The following is a 19,643-nucleotide window of genomic DNA, read 5'->3' on the forward strand; positions in this document are numbered from 1 at the left end:
ACGAGCGGCGCGGTCAGCCGACGACGCGGCCGTTCAGTACCACCCGCCGCGGCGCCGTGAGCACGCGCACGTCCGCTCGCGGGTCCTCCTCGTACACCACCAGGTCGGCGGGTGCGCCCTCTTCGAGCACGGGGCGGCCGAGCCAGCGCCTCGCGGCCCAGGCCGTCGCGGACAGCGCGTCGACCGGCGGGATGCCGGCCTTCACCAGCTCCGCGACCTCCGCGCCCACCAGGCCGTGCGCCAGGGATCCGCCCGCGTCCGTGCCGACGTAGACGGGCACACCCGCGTCCCAGGCGGCGCGCACGGTGTCGTAGCGGCGCTCGTGCAGCCGCTCCATGTGGGCGGACCAGCGCGGGAACTTGGCCGCTCCCCCGGCCGCGAGCTGCGGGAACGTCGCGATGTTCACGAGTGTCGGCACGATCGCGATGCCGCGCTCCGCGAAGAGCGGGATGGTGTCCTCGGTCAGCCCCGTGGCGTGCTCGATGCAGTCGATCCCCGCCTCCACCAGGTCGCGCAGCGCGACCTCGGCGAAGCAGTGGGCGGTGACACGGGCGCCGAGCCGGTGCGCCTCGGCGATCGCCGCCGCCACCGCGCCGCGCGGCCAGCAGGCCGTGAGGTCGCCCTCCTCGCGGTCGATCCAGTCGCCGACGAGCTTGACCCAGCCGTCGCCGCGCCGCGCCTCACGCGCGACGTACGCGACGAGGTCGTCCGGCTCGATCTCGTGCGCGAAGTTGCGGATGTAGCGGCGGGTGCGCGCGATGTGCCGGCCCGCCCTGATGATCTTCGGCAGGTCGTCGCGGTCGTCGATCCAGCGGGTGTCGGAAGGCGAGCCGGCGTCGCGCAGCAGCAGGGCGCCCGCGTCGCGGTCGCCGAGCGCCTGCTTCTCGCTGGTGGCCTCGTCGACCGGGCCGTGCGTGTCGAGGCCGACGTGGCAGTGCGCGTCGACGAGGCCCGGCAGCGCCCAGCCCGTCACCGTGCGCATGTCGTCCGTGTGCGCGGGGCGTTCGTACGTCACCCGGCCGCCGACCACCCACAGTTCGTCCACGACCTCGTCGGGGCCGAGTAGGACCCTGCCCCGCACGTGCAGCGCCGGTGCTGCCGTCCCATCGCTCATGCCTGCACTGTACGAGACCGTGGGTACCCTCGTTCGAGCAGATCGGGGCGGTGCGGAACAGGCCGCCCGCACGCCCCGCCGACGAACCACGGAAGAAGACCGGACGTGACACAGCCCGCGCCCACCGCTCCCCCGCGCAGCGCCCTTCTCGACCTCGCGCCGCCCACCGCCGACGGCTTCGCCGCCGTCGAGCGCCGGGTGGCCGCGCTGCTCGGCACGGAGAACGACGTGGTGATCATGCAGGGCGAGGCCCTGCTGCCGCTCGAAGGGTGTGTGAAGGGCGCGGCGCGGCCCGGTTCCACCGCGCTGAACGTGGTGACCGGGCCCTACGGGCAGACGTTCGGCAACTGGCTGCGCGAGTGCGGCGCGAGCGTGCACGACCTGGAGGTGCCGTTCTCCGGCGCGGCCGGTGCCGAGCAGGTCGAAGCGGCGCTCGCGGCGCACCCCGAGACCGGCTTCGTCTCCCTGGTGCACGCGGAGGCCGCGACCGGCAACACCAACCCCGTCGCGGAGATCGGCGAGGTCGTGCGGGCGCACGGCGCGCTGCTGATGCTGGACGCGGTGGCGTCGGTGGCCGCCGAGCCGCTGCTGACGGACGAGTGGGGCGTCGACCTCTGCGTGATCGGCGCGCAGAAGGCAATGGGCGGGCCCGCGGGCGTCTCGGCGGTGGCCGTGAGCGGACGCGCGTGGGAGCGGCTCGAGAGCAATCCGCGCGCGCCGCGCCGCTCGTACCTGTCGCTGCTCGACTGGAAGGAGCGGTGGATCGACGCGGGCAGGCGCACGCTTCCGCACGCCCCCGCCCAGCTGGAGATGGCAGCGCTCGACGCCTGTCTCGCGCGGATCGAGGAGACGGGCCTCGCGGCCGTCCAGGCGCGGCACCGGGCCGCGGCGGCGGCGACGCGCGCCGGCGTGGTGTCCCTCGGCGGCGGTTTCGCCCCGTACGTGCGTGAGCCGTCGGCGGCGGCGCCGGTCGCGACGACGCTGCGCACGCCCGCGGGGGTCGACGCGTCGGCGCTGGTGGCGAAGGCCTTGACAGCGGACGCGTCGCTGCCGATCGCCGCGGGCGGCGGAGCGCTGGCCGCGGAGATGGTCCGGGTCAACCACTACGGCGCGAACGCCACCTTTGAGGCGGTGACGGGCTCGCTTCGCGCCCTGGGCGACGCGCTCGCGGGGACGCGCGCGGGCGACGCCCCGCGCCCCGCCGACACGGAGGCCGCCGTGCGCGCCGCGACCGGCGCGTGGTCTGACGCTTTGTGACCACTCATGATGTTCCTGTGGTTCCCGCGCGGAATTACTACCGCGCGGGACCAGGAATACGTTAAGTTGAGAATAAGAATTGCATCTCTTTTACACGCAGCTTCCCGTCTTGCTTCTGCCCGGTTTTCCTGGGGTTAAACGCCAAGATTTCGACAGGATGTTCAGCGTGATTCGGACATGTTTCCGGCCGTCATCCACTTGTGACCGAGTCCACAGCGAGCGGGGATTTGTCCCATAGTTCCGGGACAAATCCCTACCAAGCGCCGCTCTCGGTGTTCGAGGTCGCGCCCGCGTGATAACACAAGACCCCGTTTCTCCCAACCCCTTTCCCGGATGCATCTTTTGAATTTGCTCGGTAAATTCAATCCGTATGACCGCCGCACAAGCAGACCTTGCAGGCGCCAGTGGCGAATTCACCTCAGCGTCCCCGGGAGCACCATCCCAGGGATCATTCGTGATCGACACTCCACGAGTGGAGGACGGAGCCGCGATCTGGCGCATCGCCCGTGACTCCGAGGTACTGGACCTCAACTCCTCGTACAGCTACCTGCTGTGGTGCCGCGACTTCGCCGCCACGTCCGTCGTCGCGAGGGACACCGCCGGCGAGCCGATGGGCTTCGTGACCGGCTACGTCAGGCCGCAGCGCCCGGACGTGCTCGTCGTCTGGCAGGTGGCCGTCGACGACGCCCACCGCGGCAAGGGGATCGCCGGCGCCCTCCTCGACGAGCTGACCGCGCGGGTGACCGGCGAACTCGGCGTCACCGCCCTCGAGACCACCGTGACCCCTGACAACGTTCCCTCGGACCGCATGTTCACCGCCTACGCGGCGCGCCGCGGCGCGGCACTGGACCGCGAGGTCCTCTTCGCCGGCGGCCTCTTCCCGGAGGACGGGGACACCGCACACGCCCCCGAGGTCCTCTACCGCATCACGCCGCTGACCTCCGGCTGAGCCCCGCACGACCCGCACCGCCACGGCGCACGGCCCGACCACGGCGCAGGCGCCGCGCTGCGTGCGGCACCGGGGCCGAAGCGCCCCATCGGGCCGCTCGCCCCGCCGACCTCCCACTCGTCCCGGACAACCTCCGTTCCTCCGCACCGCAGGAGACCGCTGTGACCATCACCCCGCCCGCCCTGAGCGTCTTCGAGACCACCGAGTCCGAGGTGCGCAGCTACTGCCGCGGCTGGCCCGCCGTCTTCGACCGCGCGCAGGGCAGCCACATCACCGACGAGGACGGCCACACGTACCTCGACTTCTTCGCCGGAGCCGGCTCACTCAACTACGGCCACAACAACCCGGTGCTGAAACGCGCGCTGATCGACTACATCGAGCGGGACGGCATCACGCACGGCCTCGACATGGCCACGTCCGCGAAACGCGCGTTCCTCGAGTCCTTCCAGAACGTGATCCTGCGCCCGCGCGACCTGCCCTACAAGGTCATGTTCCCGGGTCCGACGGGCACCAACGCCGTGGAGTCCGCGCTGAAGCTGGCGCGCAAGGTGAAGAACCGCGAGTCCGTGGTCTCGTTCACCAACGCCTTCCACGGCATGTCGCTCGGCTCCCTCGCGGTCACCGGCAACGCCTTCAAGCGCGCGGGCGCCGGCATCCCGCTGGTCCACGGCACGCCGATGCCGTTCGACCACTACTTCGACGACAAGGTGCCGGACTTCCTCTGGTTCGAGCGGCTCCTCGAGGACCGCGGCTCCGGCCTGAACAAGCCCGCCGCCGTGATCGTGGAGACCATCCAGGGCGAGGGCGGCATCAACGTGGCGCGCCCCGAGTGGCTGCGCGCGCTGTCCGACCTGTGCCACCGCCACGACATGCTGCTGATCGTGGACGACATCCAGATGGGGTGCGGCCGCACCGGCCCGTTCTTCTCCTTCGAGGAGGCCGGGATCGTGCCCGACATCGTCACGGTGTCGAAGTCCATCAGCGGCTACGGGCTGCCGATGTCGCTGTGCCTGTTCCGCCCCGAGCTGGACGTCTGGGAGCCGGGCGAGCACAACGGCACGTTCCGCGGCAACAACCCGGCCTTCGTCACGGCCGCCGCCGCGCTGAACACGTACTGGGCCGACGGCCAGATGGAGAAGCAGACGCTCGCCCGCGGCGAGCAGGTCGAGCAGGCCCTGGTGGGGATCTGCTCGGAGAGCGCGGGCGGCGGCGCCGAGTTCCGCGGCCGCGGCCTGGTCTGGGGCATCGAGTTCCACGACAAGCCCAGGGCCACCGCCGTGTGCAGGCGCGCCTTCGAGCTCGGGCTGCTGCTGGAGACCTCGGGCCCGGAGAGCGAGGTCGTCAAGCTGCTCCCCGCCCTGACCACCACGCCGGAGGAGCTCGACGAGGGACTGCGGACGCTGGACCGCGCCGTGCGTGACACCGCGTGCGTACCGGCCGGGGTCTGAACGCCCGCGCAACCAGCCGTGCCCGGCCGTGCGGACCCGCGGGAGCCATCCCACCGGGTCCCCCGGCCGTCACACACCCTGGCGCCGTCCAGGGGGCGCCCGGGGGCTGCGTCCCGGCCCCCCGGCGTCATACGTTCGTATGAAGAGAAAGGCAAGAGCACACCGTGATCGTCCGTTCTTTCCAGGAGTTCAAGGGCACCGACCGCCACATCAAGGCCGAGTCCGGCACGTGGGAGAGCACCCGGATCGTCCTGGCCAAGGAGAAGGTCGGCTTCTCCCTGCACGAGACCATCATGTACGCGGGCACCGAGACGTCGATGTGGTACGCCAACCACATCGAGGCGGTGCTGTGCGTCGAGGGCGAGGCCCAGGTCACCGACGACGAGACCGGGCAGGTGTACGACATCACGCCCGGCACGATGTACCTGCTCAACGGCCACGAGCACCACACCGTGCGCCCCAAGTCGGACTTCCGCGTCATCTGCGTCTTCAACCCGCCGGTGACGGGCCGCGAGGAGCACGACGAGAACGGTGCGTACCCCCTGCTGACCGAGGACTGAGCACAGTCCCGGCACACCCGAAGGATCGCTTGAAAGCAACGAGGAAGTCCGGGATTCCACGGAATACCGGGGAAGGAAGACCATGACCACCGCCCCAGCCCGCCCCAAGGACCTCTACCCGACGCGTGGCGCCACCGAGGTGACCACCCCGCGCCAGGACCCGGTCGTGTGGTCCGTGCCGGACGCCCCGGGCCCGATCGAGCCCGCCGGGCTCGGCGCCTTCGAGCGCGACGGGTTCCTCGCCATCGACCAGCTGGTCGGCCCCGACGAGGTGGCACGGTTCCGTGCCGAGGCCGACCGGCTGACCACGGATCCGGCCATCCGCGCCGACGAGCGCTCCATCGTGGAGCCGCGCTCGCAGGAGATCCGCTCGGTCTTCGAGATCCACAAGATCAGCGAGGTCTTCGCCTCCCTCGTACGGGACGAGCGCGTCGTCGGCATCGCCCGGCAGATACTGGGCTCGGACGTGTACGTGCACCAGTCGCGCATCAACCTCAAGCCGGGGTTCGGCGCCTCCGGGTTCTACTGGCACTCGGACTTCGAGACCTGGCACGCCGAGGACGGCATGCCGAACATGCGCGCCGTGTCGGTGTCGATCGCGCTGACGGAGAACTTCGACACCAACGGCGGGCTGATGATCATGCCCGGCTCGCACAAGTCGTTCCTCGGGTGCGCCGGTGAGACGCCCGAGGACAACTACAAGAAGTCGCTGCAGATGCAGGACGCGGGCACGCCGTCGGACGAGGCGCTGACGCGGATGGCGGACGCGCACGGCATCAAGCTGTTCACGGGCAAGGCCGGCTCGGCGACCTGGTTCGACTGCAACTGCATGCACGGCTCGGGCGACAACATCACGCCCTACGCGCGCAGCAACGTGTTCGTCGTGTTCAACAGCGTGGAGAACGCCGCGGTCGAGCCGTACGCGGCCCCGATCCGGCGCCCCGACTTCATCGGAGCGCGGGACTTCACCCCGGTACGGTGACGCTGCCCAGGTGAACGGGTGTGGGGACGGAGGCCTGCCTCCGTCCCCACACCCGTGTCCAGAGGGGATCGGGCCGGGTCAGCCGGCGAGCGCCTCAAGCGCCCTGTCCACGTCCGCGTCCGTGTTGTACAGGTGGAACGACAGCCTGAGGTTGCCCGCGCGCACCGACGCGTCCACGCCCGCCGCGCGCAGGGCGTCCTGCCGGCCGCCGAGTCCCGGCACGCCCACCACGGCCGAGTCCGCCGCGGCGACGACGTCGTGCCCCGCTTCGGCCAGGCCGGCGCGGAACCGCTTCGAGAGCGCCGTGGCGTGGGCGTGCACGGCGTCGACGCCGACCTCTTCGAGCAGCGCCAGCGAGCGCTCGGCGCCGTGGTACGCGAGGAAGGCGGCGGGCTCGTCGAACCGGCGTGCGTCCGGCGCGAGTTCGGTGACAGGGCCGTAGGTGCTGCGCCACGGGTCGGCGCCGGCGAGCCACCCCGCGTGCAGCGGCGCCAGGGTCTCCTGGGCGCGCTCCGTGACCGTGAGGAACGAGGTGCCGCGCGGGCTGCACAGGAACTTGAAGCCGCCGGTGACGGTGTAGTCCCACTCCCCCGCCGAAAGCGGCAGCCACCCCGCAGCCTGCGTGGCGTCGAGGAGCGTGCGCGCACCGTGGGCCGCGGCGGCCTCCCGTACCGCGGGCAGGTCCGCGATCCGGCCGTCGGCGGACTGGACGGCGGACAGCGCGACGAGCGCGGTGCGCGCGTCGACCGCCGCGGCGAGCCGTTCGAGCGGCACCTGCCTGATGGTCAGGCCGCGCACCGAGAACGGCGTCAGGAGTGAGCTGAAGTCCCCCTCGGGCACGAGGACTTCGCCGTCCGAGGGGACGGAGGCCGCGACCACGGCCACATGCACGCAGACGGCGCTGCCCACCGCGACACGCTCGGCGGGCACGCCCACGAGCCGCCCGAACGAGGCACGCGCCGCGTCCACCGACTCGAAGCTGCCCGCGCCGCGGCCGCCGCGGCCCGTCGCGTTGGCCGCGGCGAGCTCCTGCACGGCGGCCACCGCGCCGCGCGGCAGCAGGCCGCAGTTCGACGTGTTCAGGTACGCGGTGTCCGGAGCGAATTCGGTGCCGCCGAGGCGGTTCGAGGTGTCCATGGGCAGCCAGCCTGGATCAACCGGCAACCCGCGTCAATCACCACGGGTCGCGTCTGATCGATAAGCGCGACTTATACGGGGGGCGGCGTACGGCGCGTCAGGCGTGCCGTGCCGCGTCCAGCTGGATGTCGTGGCGCAGTTCGCCGTCCTGCTGCTGCACCGACAGGTACTCGGCGCGCGGCGGGTGCGCCGCGCCCGAGGCGATGAGCGTGTAGCGGCCGGGCTCCAGCCCCGCGACGCGGTACCTGCCGCCGACCGCGCGCACCCCGGCGCGGCGCTTGCCGCGGTCGTTGACCACCGTGATCCACGCGTCGCACCCTGCCGGATGGTCGGCGCAGCGCAGGCTTCCCGTGACGGCCACCGCGCCCGAGGCGGGGTACGCGTCCGGCGCCTGCGGCGCGCGCCGGGCGGCGGCACCGTGCTGCGCCGCCGCGTGCCGGCCCTTGCCGTGCGGGCGCGTGCCGTGTGCGTCGTCGTCAGCGGTGTCCTTCGCCCAGGACGGCGTCGTGTGCCTGATGGGTGCGGGCGCCTGCACGGCCCCCCGGCCGTACGCCGTCGTCGTCGTGACCCGCAGGCCGCGCGCCTCCGCGTACCCGGCCATGGCCTCGTCCAGCGCGGCCAGTTCGCGCAGCGCCGCGTGCAGCCGGTCGGCGCGCGGCCCGGACGGCGCGGTGAGCGCTCCCTCCAGGTCGCAGACCAGCGGTCCGATCCTGACCCATTCCGCGGACCCGTCCCCGGCCCCGGTGGTCCCGGCGGCCAGGCGCCGGTCGAGCGCGCCGAGCGACTCGGTGAACAGCCGCGTGATCTGCTCCATCCTGGCGGTGAGCCGGGGCGGCAGGTCGATGTCCACGTCGGCGGAGGCGGCGAGCGCGCGTGCGTGCGCGGTGGCGTTGGTGAGCAGGGCGAGGCGGCCCTCGCCCGCGGGTCCCCGCACGCCGACCGGCATCTTGACCAGGGGCCGTGCGACGCCCTGGATCTGGAACATCGCCGCGTCCACCCCGCGCGCGGCGCCGCGCAGCCTGACCGGCGCCCCGGGGTCCTTCCAGCGCTCCGCGACCTGGGAGATCAGCTGCTCGATCGCCGCCGCGTAGCCGCGCTCGGCCTCGCGGACGAGCCGGCCGCCGGACACGGGGAAGATCAGCGCGGCGCAGAGGGTGGCGACGGCGACCCCGATGCCGTTGTCGATCAGGCGCTCGAAGAGCAGGTGGTCCATGCCGCTGTACGGCGTGGTCAGCCCGTACAGCTGGACGAGCGCGGTGACGAGGCCCACGACCCAGATCGCGTAGGCGCGCTGCATGCCCCAGGCGCCGATCGACAGGCCGGCGACGATGACCGCGAGGGTGGCGTAGGTGTGGCCGGGTCCGATCAGGTGCAGCAGGACGATGCCGACGACGGCGCCGACGGCCGTGCCGGCCATGCGGTGGCCGAACTTCCTGACGCGGTCGTGCGTGGTGTTCGTGCCGAACAGCGTGATCATGACGCCGATCGGACCCCAGTAGAACCGGCTCGGGTCGATGGCGTCCGCGATCGGGCAGACGATCGCGACGGCCACGCCCGCGTGCAGCGGGAGCCGCAGGTAGGGGACGGCACGCCGCCAGCCCTTGACGTTCTGGGCGGCAGACAGCCGGCGCGCCACCGCGCCCGTGCCCGCCGGACGGTTCTGCTCCAGCGCGACGGTGGGCTTGAAGGGCACCCGGGCACCGGCCGACGGCGCGTCCCAGCCGAGGGCGAGCCACCGGGCGAGCGACTCCGCGAGCGAGTCGAGGAGGCCGCCCACCCGGTCGGCGAGCGCCGCGGCCTCGGCCTCGTCCGTGGTCGGCGCGGGGCTCGCGGCGAGTACCGCCGCGGCCTCCTGCTGGATGAGCTGGGCGGCGGGGCGCAGCGCGCCGGCGCGGCCGAGCGGCGTGCCGCGCGCGATGACGAGGCCGATGACCACGGTCTCGCGCAGCGCGGGCGTCATCCGCAGGCGCGTGAGCTGCTGGACTGCCTGGCCGATGCCCTGGAGCGCGAGTTCCGCGTCGAAGAGGTGGCGGTGCAGGGACTCGGCGGTCTCCGGGTCGGCGGCGACCTCTGGCTGCGCGAGCCGCCCGTCGATGATGACGGTGGTCATGTTGAGGCGGCGCAGGCTGCGCCGCATCCGCTTGACTGCGGTGTCGTGGGCCGCGTCGGGGTCGAGCGCCTCGACAGCCGCGTCCGCCACCCGGCGTGCTTCCACGACAAAGGCACGCTGGGTGCGCAGCAGGTCCTCGCGCGGCATCGGGTAGCACAGCAGCAGCCGTGCGGCGAGTACGCCCGCACAGGCGGCGAGTGCGACGAGGAACGCCTTGAAGCACATGTTCAGCGGGATGCCGGCCATCATGCCGACCAGGAACGAGTTGAACAGCATCATGCCCGTCAGCAGGTACAGCGTGCCGAAGCGGGCGAGGAAGAACGTGAGGGCGAGGCCGAAGCCCATGACGCCGAGTTCGAGCGGCCTGTCGTCGCGCAGCGTGGCGCTCAGCGGCAGGACGGCGGAGAAGGGGAACGGCATCCAGAGGATGGCGCGGGCGAGGCGCGGGGCCGTGTTCTCGGCGACCGCGAAGGCGCTCATCAGGCCCATCATGCCGCCGACCATCATGCCGAGTATGGCGGGCATGCCGAGCGCGACGGCCATGCCGTAGCCGACGGCGAGCGCGGTGACCATGGATATGGCGGAGCGCCAGCCGGCCTGGAGTTGCCCGAGCCCGGGGTCCGCGGCGAGTACCCAGTCCCACCAGTGGCGTGGGCCGCCGACGCGGCGGGGGGCCACGGGGAGCGTGTGGGAGGAGTGGTGGTGATCGGTGGTGCCGGTGGTCCGCGCCGCGTCCGCGGCGGTCGTCGTGGGGACGGGGGCGGTCAACTGACCTCCGCTTCGGTGGGGGCGTGCAGGGCATCGAGGAGGGTGCGGACGGCGTCGCGTGCGGCCGCGACGGTCCGCTCGGGGTCCTCTGCGGGCGCCGCGGGCGAGGTGAGGCCGGCGTGGATCGCGGCGGCCATGCGGCGCCGGGCGTCTTCGAGGTACCGGCGGCCGGCCGGCGTGATGGACGCGTCGACCGCGCGGCGGTCGGTGGCGCACCGCACTCGCTCGGCGAGCCCGCCCTCGGCCAGCTCTTGCAGGACGACGGTGACGCGGGGCTGGGTGAGTCCGGTGAAGGCCGCGAGCTCCGTGACGCGCCGGCTGCGCGTCTCCAGGGCGTCGAGGACGGCGGTGTGGCTGCGGGAGAGGCCGAAGTCACCGGCCCGGTACAGGTCGTACGACAGCCGGCCGATGTCCCGGAGCAACCCGCGAGCGGCGTCGAGTACGCGCTGCTCGTCGGGGACCGGTGATGAATGCATATAGCAATTATATAAGACGGAGATGGATCCCCATTACCGTCGCGGACACTGAGGGGTCAAGGGGCGGTCAAGTACTTTCTGGCCCGGTGCCGTACGCCGGGCGCGTGAGTGATGCATTCCCTGGCTCGCCTTGCCCCAAGCGCCTCCCGCCCGGTGACCGGGCGTACGCCGGGGGCGTGCGGCGGGTGAGGGAAATCACCCGCCGTACGCCGCCGCGCTCACTTCTCCAGCGCACCGTCCACCCGGCGCGGCAGCCCGAGCGCGTTCTCGTCGCGCAGTTCGGGCGGCAGCAGCGCCGACGGCGTCGACTGGTACGAGACCGGGCGCAGCCAGCGCTCGACGGCGGTCGCGCCCACGGAGGTGGACGTCGACGTCGTGGCCGGGTAGGGGCCGCCGTGCTGCTGCGCGTCGGCGACCGCGACGCCGGTGGGCCAGCCGTTCACGAGGACGCGTCCGGCGAGCGGGGTCAGCGAGGCCAGCAGCTCCGCGGCGCCCGGCTCACCGCCGTCGCCCTCGCCCCGCGACAGGTGGAGCGTCGCCGTCAGGTTGCCGGGCAGCCGCGACAGGACCGCGCCGACCTCGTCGGCCGAGGTGTAGCGCGCGACCACGGTGACAGGTCCGAAGCACTCCTCGAGCAGCAGGTCGTGGTCGCCGCCGGCCGCGAGCCTGGAGGCCGCGACGGTGAGGAAGCCCGCGCTGACGGTGTGCTCGCTGCCCGCGCCGGGGGTGACGGGCGCGTCGACGCCGTCGAGCCGGGCCCGCCGCTCGATGCCCGCGATGAAGGCGTCCCGCATCCGGTGGTCGAGCATCACGCCGTGCTCGGTCTCGCTCACGGCGGCCGTCAGGGACGTCAGCAGCCGGTCGCCCGCCTCGCCCTCGGGCGCGAGCACGAAGCCCGGCTTGGTGCAGAACTGGCCGACGCCCGAGGACATCGAGGCGGCGAGCCCCGCGCCGATCTCGTCCGCGCGCTCGGCCGCTGCCGCCTCGGTGATCACGACCGGGTTGAGCGAGCCGAGCTCGCCGTGGAAGGGGATCGGCTCGGGCCGGGCCGCGGCCGCGTCGTACAGCGCGCGGCCGCCGCGTACCGACCCGGTGAACCCGGCCGCGGCGACGAGCGGGTGCTTCACGAGCGCGACGCCGGCCTCGAAGCCGTGCACCAGGATCAGCACGTCCTCGGGGAGGCCGACCTGCGCCGCCGCCCTGCGGATCACCGACGCGCACAGCTCGGACGTGGCGGGGTGGTCGGGGTGCGCCTTGACGATCACCGGGCAGCCCGCCGCGAGCGCGCTCGCCGTGTCGCCGCCGGGGACGGAGAAAGCGAGGGGGAAGTTGCTGGCCGCGTAGACGGCGACGACGCCGAGCGGCACCTTGTAGCGGCGCAGGTCGGGCCAGGGCGGGGTGCGCGTCGCGTCCGCGTGGTCGATGCGCACGTCGAGGAACCAGCCGTCGTCCACCGCCTCCGCGAACGCCCTGAACTGCGCGGAGGTGCGCGCGAGTTCGCCGGTCAGCCGGGCGGGGCCGAGCGCGGTCTCGGCGTCCGCGGCCTCGATCACGTGTTCACCGGCCTCGTCGAGCAGGTCGGCCGCGGTGCGCAGCAGTGCCGCGCGTGTGGCTCGGTCGGCGAGCGACGCGCGGGCCGCGTGCGCTCTGCGGACCGCGAGGTCGACCTCCTCGGCCGTCGCCTCGTCAGCGACGTGCTCGCGCTGCTTCCCCGTGCGGGGGTCGACACTCCAGACTGGTGCTGCTGCCACCGCGGCTTCCTTCCCAAGGGCCTGGGCCTGCGGGCCGTTCCAAGGCTGAATTCGGTAGTGTTCGTTCGGTATTCTGAACACGGTTCCCGATAGTGAATCTTCTGGGACTCTATTTCCGGCGTTCTGTGTGGTCAAGGCCGTCGCGAACGGTCAGGAGAAGGGGCGGGCGAGACGTTATGCCGAGTGTCGAGACGGGTGGAGCGGGCGGGGCCCAGGTCAAGTCCGCGGTACGGACGGTGGAGCTGCTCGAGTACTTCGCGGGCCGCCCCGGCATGCATTCGCTCGCCGCCGTCCAGGAAGCCGTCGGCTACCCCAAGTCCAGCCTCTACATGCTGCTGCGCACGCTGGTCGAGCTCGGCTGGGTGGAGACGGACGCGACGGGAACACGCTACGGCATCGGCGTGCGCGCCCTGTTGGTGGGCACCTCGTACATCGACGGCGACGAGGTCGTCGCCGCCGCGCGCCCCGCGCTCGACCGGCTCTCCGACGACACGGCGGAGACGATCCACCTCGCGCGCCTCGACGGCACGAACGTCGTCTACCTGGCCACCCGCCAGTCGCAGCACTACCTTCGGCCGTTCACCCGCGTCGGCCGCAGGCTGCCCGCGCACTCGACGTCCCTGGGCAAGGCGCTGCTGTCCACGTACAGCGACGAGCAGGTGCGCAAGATGCTGCCGGAGACGCTGCCCGCGCTGACGGAGCACACCATCACCGACCGTGAGGATCTCATCGAGGAGCTGAAGTCGGTGCGGGAGCGCGGGTACGCGGTCGACCGCGAGGAGAACACCCTCGGCCTGCGCTGCTTCGGTATCGCCATCCCCTACCGCACGCCGGCGCGCGACGCGGTGAGCTGCTCGGTGCCGGTGGCCCGGCTCACGCCCGCGCACGAACAGTCGATCAGGGACGCCCTGTTCGACGCGCGCGACCGGCTGACGCTGGCGACGAGGCACCTGTGAACGTCACCCTGCGCGAGGTCCTGGACGAGGACCTCCCGCTGTTCTTCGCGATGATGCGCGACCCGCGGGCCGTCAGGATGGCGGCGTTCACGCACGAGGACCCGGACGACCGGGCGCACTTCGACGCCCACTGGAGCCGGATCCGTGCGCCCGGCGGCACGAACGTCCTGCGGACCGTCCTCGTGGACGGCGCCGTCGGCGGGATGACCGGTCTCTACGGGGAGCCGGGCGAGCGCGAGGTCACGTACTGGATCGACCGCGCGCTGTGGGGGCGCGGCGTCGCGACGCGCGCCCTGCGCTCGCTCCTGGCGCTCGTGCCGGACGAGCGCCCCCTGTACGCGCACGCGGCGGCGGACAACGAAGGCTCGCTGCGCGTCCTGCGCGCGTGCGGCTTCGAGCCGACGGGCGAGGCCATGGGGTACGCCAACGCGCGGCGCGGCCCGGTCCGCGAGCTGCACCTCACCCTGCGCTGAGCCCCGGGCGCGACCGGGCGCGAGTGCCCGCGCCGGGCCGCCACCGCCCTCGCCACGTGCGCGCACTTTCACCCTTCACTTCTTGATCCCCCCAACTCCCCTCGTCCCGATATTCGTTCACCTTCTTGACGCGGACCGGGCAACGGCACATCATCGGCTCATCCTGAGAGCGCTCTCCGAGTGAGAGGCACCCCCATGCCCCTTGTCGTGTCCCGTCCGCCGAGATCCCGCCGAGGCACCCGGCAGCGCCGGTCGCGCCTGGCCCTCCTCGTCGGCTTCCTCGTGCTCGCCACCAGCACTCTGCTCGGCGCCGGCGCGGCGAGCTCCCGTGCCGCGGGGCCCGTCCTGCTGTCGCAGGGCAGGACCGCCACGGCCTCCTCCACCGAGAACTCCGTCTTCCCCGCATCCTCCGCCGTCGACGGCGACCCGGGCACCCGATGGTCGAGCGCCCCCGGCAGCGACCCGCAGTGGCTCGAGGTCGACCTCGGCTCGGACCAGGCACTGTCGCAGGTCACGCTGGACTGGGAGACCGCGTACGCGAAGGCCTTCCAGATCCAGACCTCGACCGACGACTCCCACTGGACCACCGTCTACTCGACCACCACGGGCACCGGCGGCAACCAGACGCTCCCCGTCTCCGGCTCCGGCCGGTACGTGCGGATGTACGGGACGCAGCGCGGCACCGCCTACGGCTACTCCCTCTGGGAGTTCCAGGTGTACGGAGGCTCCAGCGACGGCGGCACCGGCGACGAGCCCTGCGGCACCGCGACCGCCGCGCTCGGCAAGCCGGCCACGGCCTCGTCCGTGCAGGACGCGAGCTTCACGGCCGCCGCCGCCTTCGACGGCAACGCCGGTACGCGCTGGTCGAGCGCGGCGAGCGACCCGCAGTGGATCCAGGTCGACCTGGGCGCCGCCACCACCGTCTGCGGCGCCCAGCTCACCTGGGAGACCGCTTACGCGACCGCGTACCGGATCCAGGTCTCGGCGAACGGCACCGACTGGGCCAGTGTCTACTCCACGACGTCGGGCAAGGGAGGTACGGAGAACATCAGCTTCTCCCCCACCAGCGCCCGCTACGTGCGCATGTACGGGACACAGCGCGCCACCGCGTACGGCTACTCGCTGTGGGAGTTCAGCGTGCTGACCCCCGGGGGAACCCCGCCGCCGTCCGGCGGCAACGGCGACTGCCCGTGGGTGGGTTCCACCGCGCCGGTCGCCACCCGCGTCGGCCAGGTGCTCGCCGAGATGACGCAGGCGCAGAAGATCTCGCTGCTGCACGGCAACGGCAACGCGTCCCCGTACATCGGCAACCTCTCGGGCATCCCGTCCCTGTGCATACCCGACGTCGGCTTCCAGGACGGTCCCAGCGGGGTCGGCGACGGCATGGGCGGCGTGACGCAACTGCCGTCGGCCGTCTCCTCCGCCGCGACCTGGAACCCGTTGCTCGTACAGCAGTACGGGGCCGTCGCGGGCGCCGAGTTCGCGGGCAAGGGCGTGGGCGTGGCGCTCGGCCCGACGCTGAACATCGACCGCGACCCCCGCTGGGGCCGCGCGTTCGAGACCTACAGCGAGGACCCGTACCTCACGGCGTCGATGGCGACCGCCAACGTGCGGGGCCTGCAGAGCCAGGGCGTGATGGCGGAGCCCAAGCACGTCGCGGTCTACAACCAGGAGACCAACCGCAACGGCCCTGCCGACAACGCCATCGTCGACCCCAGGACCCTCAACGAGGTCTACCTGCCCGGCTTCCAGTCCGTGGTGGGCCAGGGCGCCGCGGCGTCCGTGATGTGCGGGTACGCGACCGTCAACGGCGACTACGACTGCGACAGCGGCGCGCTGCTGAACACCGCGCTCTACCAGGAGGCGGGCTTCGACGGCTTCGTCACCAGCGACTGGGGCGGTGCGCACTCCACCGTGAAGGCCGCCGACAACGGCATGACGGTGGAGATGCCCGGCGGCTACTTCTACGCCGATTTCCTGGCGCAGGCGGTGGCGGACGGGCAGGTCAGCCAGTCGACGCTGGACACGATGGTGAGCCGGGTGCTGACGCAGATGTTCGCGTTCGGCCTCTTCGACAAGAAGAACACCGGCTCACCGACCGCCACCGTCACCACCGCCGCCCACCAGGACGTCGCACGGCAGGTGGCCGAGCAGGGCTCCGTCCTGCTGAAGGACGACGGGGGCGTGCTGCCGCTGACGTCCGCCACCAAGTCCATCGCGGTCCTCGGCGCCGACGGCGGCGCGGGCGTGCGGAGCGTGGGCGGCGGCAGCGCGACCGCCACCAGTTCGGGCACCGTCTCACCGCTCGACGGGATCACGGCGCGCGCGGGCAGCGGTGTGGACGTGCGGTACGACGACGCCACGGACATCGGGGCGGCGGTCGCGCTCGCCAGGTCGTCGGACGTGGCGATCGTGTTCGCGAGCTACGGCGAGCAGGAGGGCACCGATCTGACCGGCATCGACCTGCCCGGCGACCAGAACTCGCTGATCTCGCAGGTCGCCGCGGCCAACCCGGACACCGTCGTGGTGCTCAACACCGGGTCCGCGGTGACGATGCCCTGGCTCGGCCAGGTCAAGGCCGTGGTGGAGAACTGGTACGCGGGCCAGGAGGTCGGCACCGCGATCGCCCGGCTGCTGTACGGGGACGACGACTTCTCCGGCAAGCTGCCGGTGACGTTCCCCAAGAGCCTCGCGGACGTACCCGCGCACACGACGGCGCAGTGGCCGGGAGACGGCACGGACGTGCAGTACTCGGAGGGGCTCGACGTCGGGTACCGCTGGTACGACGACAAGGGCATCGCCCCGCTCTTCCCGTTCGGCTACGGCCTGTCGTACACGTCGTTCGGCTTCTCCGGACTCCGGATCGGCGCCCCGGACGGCGCGGGCGACCGCACGGTCACCGCGACGGTGACGAACACCGGGACGCGCGCGGGCTCCGAGGTGGCGCAGCTCTACCTCGGCTCCCCCGCGGCGGGCGAGCCCGCGAAGCAGCTCAAGGGCTTCCAGCGGGTGGACCTCCAGCCGGGCGCGAGCGCGACGGTGTCGTTCCCGCTGACGCCGCACGACCTCGCGTACTGGTCGACGTCGTCGAACGGCTGGACGACCCCGGCGGGGACGTTCGCCGTCCGGGTCGGCGACTCGTCGCGGAACCTGCCGCTGTCGGGCACGCTCGACGTCCCGGCCGGGTCGGTGGCGAGGGCGGCCGAGGCGGCGCCGTCCGCGGTCGGTGGCACGTCGGGCGAGCTCACGCTCGCCGCCCCGCACGGCATGAGCAGTCCGGCGCACGCCTCGGTGTCCCTGCCCGTGCAGGCGTCGGCCGCGGCCGCCTCGTACACGGCGGCCGGCCTGCCGGAGGGGCTGCGCCTGACGAAGGACGGGGTGATCAAGGGCAGGGCCACGCGGAAGGGCACGTACACCGTGACGGTCACTGCCACCATCCCGGCCGGCGCACGGGCCACGGCGGCCTTCGTGTGGACGGTCACCTGACGGTGCACCGTGCAAGGCCCCGGCCCCGGAGGACCACCCTCCGGGGCCGGGGCACGCCCGGCGCTCAGGCGCTCACGTCCTCAAGTACGAGGCCCCGTTCATGTCGAGCACCGTGCCCGACGCCCACTGCGCCGCCTCCGATGCCAGCCACAGCACCGCCGCCGCGATCTCGTCGGGCGTCGCGACCCTGCCGAACGGGGACTGGGCCCGGATCGCCTCGCCCTCCGCGCCCGACAGCCGGTGCGCGACCCGCTCCGTCCCGATGAAGCCGGGCGCCACCGACGCCACGGCGATGCCGTGCGGCGCCAGTGCCACCGCGAGGGACTGGCCGAGCGCGTGCAGCCCCGCCTTCGAGGCGCCGTACGCCGGGTAGTCGGGCTCGCCGCGAAAAGCGCCGCGCGAGCCGACGTTGACGATCCGGCCGCCCACCGCGCGCTCCACCATCCGCCCGGCCACGCGGTGCGCGAGCAGCGCTGGCGCGGTCAGGTTCACCGCGACGTGGCGCTGCCACAACTCAGCGAACTCCTCGTACGGCGTGGCGAGCGGCGGGTGCGCGTCGTTGACGGCCGCGTTGTTGACGAGGACGTCCACCCCGCCGAGGCCCTCGTCCGCCGCATCCGCGACGCGCGCCGCGCCCGCCGGGTCCGACACGTCGCCCCCGACCAGCACATGGCCGCCGCCCGGCAGCGAGCGCAGCGTCTCGCGCGCGTCCTCCTCGCGGCTGCCGTAGTGCACGGCCACCCGGTCGCCGTTGGCCGCGAACGCCGTCGCGAGCGCCCTGCCGAGGCCGCGCGAGGCGCCCGTGACGAGGACGCCGCGGCCCGCGGCCGTCACAGCGCCTGCGCGGCCGGCTTGACCATGCCGCGCACCGTACGCGACTTCACGAAGTCACCCATCGCCGTCATCTCCCACTCCCCCGAGAACTGCCTGATCAACTTGGCCATCATGACGCCTGTCTGGGGCTCGGCGTTCGTGAGGTCGAAGCGGACCAGTTCCTCGTCGGTCTCGGCGTCGAGCAGGCGGCAGTACGCCTTGGCCACCTCGGTGAACTTCTGGCCCGAGAAGGAGTTGACGGTGAAGACGAGGCCCGTCGCCTCGGCCGGCAGCCTGCCGAGGTCGACGACGATGGCCTCGTCGTCGCCCGCGCCCTCGCCCGTGAGGTTGTCGCCCGAGTGCTTGACGGCGCCGTCGAGGATGGTCAGCTTGCCGAAGTAGCAGCTGTCCAGGTGCCTGCGGTCCGGGCCGTAGGCGATGACCGACGCGTCCAGGTCGATGTCCTTGCCGCGGAACGCGGGCTCCCAGCCGAGGCCCATGCGCACGCGCGACAGGAGCGGGCGGCCGCCCTTGACCAGCGAGACCGTCTGGTTCTTCCGCAGGCTGACGCGCCCCTTGTCGAGGTTGATCTTCCCTCCGGCGGCCGGCGCTGCGGCCGGCGCTGCGGGAGCGGGAGCGGGCGGCGCCGGCGGGGTCTGCCCGGCCGGCGGTCCGCCCGGCGCGTACGAAGGCGTCGGCGGGGACGGCGGCGTGGCGGCGGCCGGGGCCGCGGTCGGCCAGGAGGAGGGCGAGGGCGCGGACGGCGGCGCCTGGGGCGCGGACGGGGCCGGGGCCGGGGCGGGCGGCCGCGCCTGGGCGGGCGCCGGCGCGGCAGGGGCGTCCGCCGGTTCGTCCACCGAGACGCCGAAGTCCGTGGCGATGCCCGCGAGCCCATTCGCGTACCCCTGCCCGACCGCGCGCACCTTCCAACCGCCGCCGCGCCGGTAGATCTCGACGACCACGAGCGCCGTCTCCGCGCCGAGCCCCGACGGCGTGAACGTCGCGGCGACGGCGCCGTCGCCGCCGCGCACGGTCGCCGTCGGCTCCGTGCCGCGGAAGGTCGCGCCCGCCGCGTCCGGGCTGGCGGTCACGACGATCTTCTCGATGCCGGCGGGGACCGCCGCCGTGTCGACCGCGATCGCGTCGGGTGCCGATCCACCGCCGGAGCGATAGGTGACCCCGGGGCCCGACGGCTGGTTGTAGAAGATGAAGTCGTCGTCGGAGCGGACCTTGCCCGCGGCCGTGAGCAGCAGCGCCGACACGTCGAGGCGTACGGGCGCGGCGACGTCCACCGTCACGTTCGCGCTGGGCAGCGGGAGGTTCGAGCCCGGGGTCATAGCAGTCATGCCAGGCGTAACGAGCG

Annotated in this window: 15 protein-coding genes; 8 read left to right on the plus strand and 7 right to left on the minus strand. The window is 73.0% G+C overall.

Translation table 11 applies throughout. From position 1 onward, the window contains the following. Positions 1 to 13: 13 nt before the first annotated feature. Entirely contained in the window at positions 14 to 1,114 is a 1,101-nt protein-coding gene (locus IH48_RS0125125; RefSeq protein ID WP_030908999.1) for an amidohydrolase family protein, read from the minus strand. A gap of 105 nt (positions 1,115 to 1,219) precedes the next feature. On the opposite strand from IH48_RS0125125, the gene IH48_RS0125130 reads away from it, so the two are divergent. The 5 genes from IH48_RS0125130 to thpD all read left to right on the plus strand — a co-directional run bounded on the left by IH48_RS0125130 (position 1,220) and on the right by thpD (position 6,310). Further along, positions 1,220 to 2,371, plus strand: a complete 1,152-nt coding sequence (locus IH48_RS0125130; protein ID WP_051840554.1) for a pyridoxal-phosphate-dependent aminotransferase family protein — start codon at positions 1,220 to 1,222, stop codon at positions 2,369 to 2,371. A gap of 370 nt (positions 2,372 to 2,741) precedes the next feature. Next, positions 2,742 to 3,320 (plus strand): diaminobutyrate acetyltransferase, encoded by a 579-nt coding sequence (gene ectA / locus IH48_RS0125135; RefSeq protein WP_078850017.1) that lies wholly within the window; start codon positions 2,742 to 2,744, stop codon positions 3,318 to 3,320. A gap of 161 nt (positions 3,321 to 3,481) precedes the next feature. Then, positions 3,482 to 4,768 carry a diaminobutyrate--2-oxoglutarate transaminase gene (gene ectB, locus IH48_RS0125140; protein WP_030909007.1) on the plus strand — a complete coding sequence of 429 codons (1,287 nt, stop codon included), beginning with the start codon at positions 3,482 to 3,484 and terminating at the stop codon, positions 4,766 to 4,768. Between the two features lie 164 nt (positions 4,769 to 4,932). After that, complete coding sequence (locus tag IH48_RS0125145) at positions 4,933 to 5,328, plus strand: ectoine synthase (RefSeq protein WP_030909010.1); 396 nt, start codon at positions 4,933 to 4,935, stop codon at positions 5,326 to 5,328. Positions 5,329 to 5,410: 82 nt separating this feature from the next. After that, complete coding sequence (thpD, locus tag IH48_RS0125150) at positions 5,411 to 6,310, plus strand: ectoine hydroxylase (RefSeq protein WP_030909013.1); 900 nt, start codon at positions 5,411 to 5,413, stop codon at positions 6,308 to 6,310. A gap of 78 nt (positions 6,311 to 6,388) precedes the next feature. Here thpD and IH48_RS0125155 read toward each other — a convergent pair whose 3' ends face one another. The 4 genes from IH48_RS0125155 to IH48_RS0125170 all read right to left on the minus strand — a co-directional run bounded on the left by IH48_RS0125155 (position 6,389) and on the right by IH48_RS0125170 (position 12,552). Next, entirely contained in the window at positions 6,389 to 7,447 is a 1,059-nt protein-coding gene (locus IH48_RS0125155) for an aminotransferase class V-fold PLP-dependent enzyme (protein ID WP_030909016.1), read from the minus strand. A 97-nt stretch (positions 7,448 to 7,544) separates the two neighbouring features. Next, a complete protein-coding gene (locus IH48_RS0125160) occupies positions 7,545 to 10,325 on the minus strand; it encodes an FUSC family protein (protein WP_051840556.1) in 2,781 nt (926 codons plus the stop codon). Further along, positions 10,322 to 10,801, minus strand: a complete 480-nt coding sequence (locus IH48_RS0125165) for a MarR family winged helix-turn-helix transcriptional regulator (RefSeq protein ID WP_030909021.1) — start codon at positions 10,799 to 10,801, stop codon at positions 10,322 to 10,324. Before IH48_RS0125165 ends, IH48_RS0125160 begins: the two co-directional genes overlap by 4 nt. A 218-nt stretch (positions 10,802 to 11,019) precedes the next feature. Beyond that, a complete protein-coding gene (locus IH48_RS0125170) occupies positions 11,020 to 12,552 on the minus strand; it encodes an aldehyde dehydrogenase (NADP(+)) (RefSeq protein WP_030909024.1) in 1,533 nt (510 codons plus the stop codon). Between the two features lie 176 nt (positions 12,553 to 12,728). Between IH48_RS0125170 and IH48_RS0125175 the strand changes: the two genes are divergently transcribed. From IH48_RS0125175 to IH48_RS0125185, 3 genes are all read left to right on the plus strand, one after another. Next, positions 12,729 to 13,508: an IclR family transcriptional regulator gene (locus tag IH48_RS0125175; RefSeq protein ID WP_030909027.1), complete on the plus strand. Its 780-nt coding sequence runs from the start codon at positions 12,729 to 12,731 to the stop codon at positions 13,506 to 13,508. Further along, a complete protein-coding gene (locus IH48_RS0125180; RefSeq protein ID WP_030909030.1) occupies positions 13,505 to 13,981 on the plus strand; it encodes a GNAT family N-acetyltransferase in 477 nt (158 codons plus the stop codon). The genes IH48_RS0125175 and IH48_RS0125180 overlap by 4 nt, the downstream gene beginning before the upstream one ends. Before the next feature lie 195 nt (positions 13,982 to 14,176). Then, the gene (locus IH48_RS0125185) at positions 14,177 to 17,467 is read left to right on the plus strand and encodes a discoidin domain-containing protein (protein ID WP_078850018.1); all 3,291 of its coding nucleotides are present in this window, start codon (positions 14,177 to 14,179) and stop codon (positions 17,465 to 17,467) included. Between the two features lie 72 nt (positions 17,468 to 17,539). Here IH48_RS0125185 and IH48_RS0125190 read toward each other — a convergent pair whose 3' ends face one another. Both IH48_RS0125190 and IH48_RS0125195 read right to left on the minus strand, forming a co-directional pair. Further along, positions 17,540 to 18,301: an SDR family NAD(P)-dependent oxidoreductase gene (locus tag IH48_RS0125190; RefSeq protein WP_030909036.1), complete on the minus strand. Its 762-nt coding sequence runs from the start codon at positions 18,299 to 18,301 to the stop codon at positions 17,540 to 17,542. Then, positions 18,298 to 19,626: a TerD family protein gene (locus tag IH48_RS0125195; protein ID WP_199810000.1), complete on the minus strand. Its 1,329-nt coding sequence runs from the start codon at positions 19,624 to 19,626 to the stop codon at positions 18,298 to 18,300. Before IH48_RS0125195 ends, IH48_RS0125190 begins: the two co-directional genes overlap by 4 nt. Positions 19,627 to 19,643 lie beyond the last annotated feature (17 nt).

Source organism: Streptomyces sp. NRRL F-5126 (genome assembly GCF_000721265.1).
In the GTDB taxonomy this organism is placed as follows: domain Bacteria; phylum Actinomycetota; class Actinomycetes; order Streptomycetales; family Streptomycetaceae; genus Streptomyces.

Excerpts from the sequence above, each read along its gene's own strand:
- thpD (WP_030909013.1), top strand. The coding sequence starts at position 5,411 with ATGACCACCGCCCCAGCCCGCCCCAAGGACCTCTACCCGACGCGTGGC.
- IH48_RS0125155 (WP_030909016.1), bottom strand. The coding sequence starts at position 7,447 with ATGGACACCTCGAACCGCCTCGGCGGCACCGAATTCGCTCCGGACACC.
- IH48_RS0125195 (WP_199810000.1), bottom strand. The coding sequence starts at position 19,626 with ATGACTGCTATGACCCCGGGCTCGAACCTCCCGCTGCCCAGCGCGAAC.
- IH48_RS0125125 (WP_030908999.1), bottom strand. The coding sequence starts at position 1,114 with ATGAGCGATGGGACGGCAGCACCGGCGCTGCACGTGCGGGGCAGGGTC.
- IH48_RS0125165 (WP_030909021.1), bottom strand. The coding sequence starts at position 10,801 with ATGCATTCATCACCGGTCCCCGACGAGCAGCGCGTACTCGACGCCGCT.
- ectA (WP_078850017.1), top strand. The coding sequence starts at position 2,742 with ATGACCGCCGCACAAGCAGACCTTGCAGGCGCCAGTGGCGAATTCACC.
- IH48_RS0125185 (WP_078850018.1), top strand. The coding sequence starts at position 14,177 with ATGCCCCTTGTCGTGTCCCGTCCGCCGAGATCCCGCCGAGGCACCCGG.
- IH48_RS0125175 (WP_030909027.1), top strand. The coding sequence starts at position 12,729 with ATGCCGAGTGTCGAGACGGGTGGAGCGGGCGGGGCCCAGGTCAAGTCC.